Source organism: Burkholderia sp., from assembly GCF_018375725.1.
Taxonomy (GTDB): Bacteria; Pseudomonadota; Gammaproteobacteria; order Burkholderiales; family Burkholderiaceae; genus Burkholderia.
In genome coordinates this window covers 1-3,769 of record NZ_JAHACR010000365.1, presented here as the reverse complement: position 1 = coordinate 3,769, position 3,769 = coordinate 1, and the positions used below count along the sequence as shown (strand labels likewise).

The 3,769-nt window shown below is 65.1% G+C and carries 3 protein-coding genes and 2 pseudogenes; 3 read left to right on the top strand and 2 right to left on the bottom strand.

What is annotated here, in order from left to right; translation table 11 throughout:
- Positions 1 to 101: pseudogene (locus tag KH616_RS22770) on the top strand (short-chain dehydrogenase); the annotation flags it as partial.
- 42 nt (positions 102 to 143) lie between these two features.
- On the top strand, positions 144 to 881 hold the full coding sequence (gene hutC, locus KH616_RS22765; protein ID WP_292252161.1) for a histidine utilization repressor: 738 nt from the start codon (positions 144 to 146) through the stop codon (positions 879 to 881).
- Positions 882 to 912: 31 nt separating this feature from the next.
- Here hutC and KH616_RS22760 read toward each other — a convergent pair whose 3' ends face one another.
- Both KH616_RS22760 and KH616_RS22755 read right to left on the bottom strand, forming a co-directional pair.
- Positions 913 to 1,764: a phytanoyl-CoA dioxygenase family protein gene (locus KH616_RS22760; RefSeq protein WP_292252160.1), complete on the bottom strand. Its 852-nt coding sequence runs from the start codon at positions 1,762 to 1,764 to the stop codon at positions 913 to 915.
- A 31-nt stretch (positions 1,765 to 1,795) separates the two neighbouring features.
- Complete coding sequence (locus KH616_RS22755; RefSeq protein WP_292252159.1) at positions 1,796 to 2,581, bottom strand: ABC transporter substrate-binding protein; 786 nt, start codon at positions 2,579 to 2,581, stop codon at positions 1,796 to 1,798.
- A gap of 560 nt (positions 2,582 to 3,141) precedes the next feature.
- Here KH616_RS22755 and KH616_RS22750 point away from each other — a divergent pair.
- Positions 3,142 to 3,750 (top strand): annotated as a pseudogene (locus KH616_RS22750) (LysR family transcriptional regulator); the annotation flags it as partial.
- Positions 3,751 to 3,769 lie beyond the last annotated feature (19 nt).

Sequence of the window (3,769 nt, the reverse complement as noted above, 5' to 3'; positions counted from 1 at the left end):
CGATGCCCGACGACGCCGCGCGGCAACTGCTCGACTATGCGCTGAGCGATGCGTTCGGCACCGCGCCGACGGCGGATCTGCGCGAATTGAAGGCCGGTTGATCCGAGATAGAATTCCCCGTCTCTCCTTCCGAAGGAAACCAGATGGTCCGGAAGACCGCCGCGCCTTTCCAGCAGATCAAGACACTCGTCCGCCAGAAGATTCGGTCGGGCGACTGGAAACCCGGGGATCGCATTCCGTCCGAACTCGATCTGGCCGGGCAGTTCGGCGTGGCGCGCATGACGGTGAACCGTGCGCTGCGCGAACTGACCGACGAAGGCGCGCTGAAACGCATCGGCGGCGTCGGCACCTTCGTCGCCGAGGACAAGCCGCAATCGAATCTGCTGATGATCGCGCATATCCGCGACGAGATTCGCGCGCGCGGGCATGCCTATCGCTGCCGCATCGTCAGTCAGGCGCGCGAGCCGGCGCCGTTCGACGTCGCCGCGGCATTCGGGCTGCCGGTCAACACGCCGGTCTTTCACGTCGTCTGCGTGCATGAGGAAAACGGCCGGCCGATCCAGCTCGAAGACCGCTACGTGAACCCGGCCGCCGCGCCCGGCTTCATCGATCAGGATTTCCGGATCGAACCGCCGTCCGAATACCTGTACAACAATGTGTCGCACGTCGAGCTGGAAATCGAGCACGTCGTCGACGCGTCGCTGCCGACAGGCGAGCAGGCGAAACTGCTCGACATGTCCGCCGCCGAGCCGTGCCTGACGCTCACACGCCGCACCTGGACGAACGGCCTGCCCGTCACGTTCGTGCACTTCCTGCATCCGGGCAACCGCTACCGGCTCGGATCGCGTTTCAAGCCCGGCGCCGCGCATCGTCAGACCTGATTCGCCCGGTGATGCGGCTCCACGCGTCAGCTCAGATCTCCGCTATCTGTCCGCGCGCCTTCGACCAGACGACCGGAAACAGCGGATGCGTCATCGGCGCGCCGCCGGGCAATTCGTCGGCCAGCCCCGGAAAATCCGGCGACGTCTTCCAGCGCCGCGGCGCATGACGGACATCGTCGCCGATAAAACGGATCGAAAAGGCCCGGCGGCGATGCTGCGTGCCGCCCGACGCATGCAGCGTCAGCATCCGGAAGCACACCATGTCGCCCGGCTCAAGCGCCCAGCGGCGAATCGGAAACGCGTCGCGGTCCGCTTCGATGTCCGGAAGATCCGCGAGACTCCCTTCCGGAAACCATTTCGCCTCCTTGTCCATGAACGTGCGCGGCATCAGCCATGGCCCGCGATGCGAGCCGGCGACGAACTCCAGCGTCGAGGCAAGCGGCACCGGATCGACCGGAATCCACATGCTGACGTTGTCGCCGCCCTCGATGTTGTAGTACGGCTGATCCTGATGCCAGGGTGTGCGCTGCCGCGTGCCCGGCTCCTTGACGAGCAGATGGTCGTGATGCAGCCGCACCGCACCGCCGCCCATCAACGCCGCCGCGACGGACGGCGCGGGCGACTTCGCGATGAAGTCGCGATAGGCGCCGTTCTGTTGCCAGTTGCAGAAGTCCTCGAAAAACCAGCCGGGATCGTCCGGGCGGCTCGCGACTTTCGCGCGTTCGCTCGGATGCGCGAGGTTCGCGTCGATGCCGGCCTTGAGCGTGTCGATCTCGCCCGGCGAAAAGATGCCCTTGATGCAGACTGCGCCGTCCGCGCGAAACGCCTCGATCAATTCGGGCGTGACGGCTTGCGCGACGCGTTCATGGATGTCGATGGTCATGGTGTGCCTGTCGGTTGCATGCATGTGGGACTCACTGCTTCGCGCCGTAGATGTCGAAGTCGAAATACTTCGCGGCGATCTTCTGATACGTGCCGTTCGCACGGATGTCGGCGATCGCTTGGTTCAGGCGCTGTTTCAGTGCGGCGTCGTCCTTGCGCAGCCCCATCGCGACGCCGTGCCCGGTGATGCGCACGTCGGTCACGTCGGGGCCTGCGAACGCGAAGCGCTTGCCGCGCTCGGTCTTGAGAAACGAATAGCCGGCCTGCGTCTTGTCCTGGAAAGCGGCGTCGAGCCGTCCGTTGACGAGATCCTGATACACCTGATCCTGATTCTGGTAGGGCACGATCGTGACGCCCTTCGGTGCCCACTCGGCCTTCGCGAAAGCCTCCTGCGTCGTGCCCTGATCGATGCCGATGCGTTTGCCCGCGAGCGACGCCGCGGACGGCAGCAGCTTCGAGCCGAGCGGCGCGACCAGCGCGGCGGGCGATGCGTACAGCTTGTTCGAGAAATCGATCTGCTTGAGCCGTTCGTCGGTCGCGGTCATCGCCGACATGATCACGTCGAACTTCTTCGCGCGCAGCGCCGGGATCATGCCGTCGAAGCCCTGTTCGACCCACGTGCATTTCACACGCAACTGTTCGCAGATCGCGTTGCGCAGATCGATGTCGAAACCGGCCAGCGAACCGTCCGGCCGCTTCGACTCGAACGGCGGATACGTCGGATCGATGCCCCAGCGGATTGTCGCCGCTTCCCCGGCGAACGACGGGAGCGGCGCGAGCGCCAGCACGGTGACAAGTAACTTTGCGATGCGATTCATGGCCATTCCTCGGTGGTCTCGACGCGGCGGGCGGCTGCCCTGGCGTCCGGTTGGAGAGGCTGCGCTGACTTGCGCGCGTGAAGCACGAAAGTTCGGGATTTCGCTCGAACTGCGTCGCAGTCTAGACCGCTCATTTTTTGAGCGCAAGCGGTTGTGATCTCCATCGCTCGAGGCGGCACGAACGATGTGCACCGCTAGCCGATGCAGACGGGCTTTCACGGCGAATTCGGGATAAATCCGCGGAATTTCGATGGTTTACCCTGCCTGACGCGTGCGCACCACAGTGCCACGCGTTCGCTGGAAGGCGCGGCAACGCAATGTCGACATGCGCGTTACGGCCGGCGTTTTATTGCGGCATCCTCATGCAACTCGCTTGCTGTCTATACCGCAATGCAACCACGGAAAGCGCAGCCGGCAGGAACCTCGAACCGTTGCGGCCCGACACGCGCCGCCCCTCCGTCATGCCGGCAAAAACGTCCATTGCCCGTCACGGTCGGCCCATGCTAAAAATCGACCGGCACATGTGAAAACGACATGCCCGGATCCATGAAAGTGCGGAAATGAATAGACCTCTGTTCGATCTCGATCTGCTGCGCGCGCTCGTGATGGTCGCCGACTGCGGCAGTTTCACGACGGCATCGGTGCGACTTCATTCGACGCAGTCGACTGTCAGCCAGAAAGTGCGCCGGCTGGAGGACATCGCGGGACACCGGCTGCTGGATCGCGGCACGCGCGACGTGCGGCCGACCGACGCGGGCGTGACGCTGCTCGGCTATGCGCGGCGGATGCTCGCGCTCAACGACGAGATGCTCGAGGCGCTGTCCGGCGCGGCGGTCGCGCTGACGGTGCGGCTCGGCGTGCCCGACGATTTCGCGGCGGGTCGCACGACGCATGCGCTCGCCGCGTTCAAACGCCAGCATCCGCAGGTGAAGCTCGACGTGACGTGCGGGCTGAGCCGCGACATCGTTGGCGCCTACGATCGCGGCGATCTGGATCTTGCGCTGATCAAGCAGCGGCGCGGCAGCCGCGAGGCGGTCGCACGCTGGCCCGAGAAGCTGCAGTGGATCGACAGCGCGAAGCATCCGTCGGTCGACCTCGATCCGGTGCCGATCGTCGCGTTTCCGCCGCGCGGGCTGTATCGCGACGAGATGATCCAGGCGATCGAGGCGTGAGGCCGGCGCTGGCGGA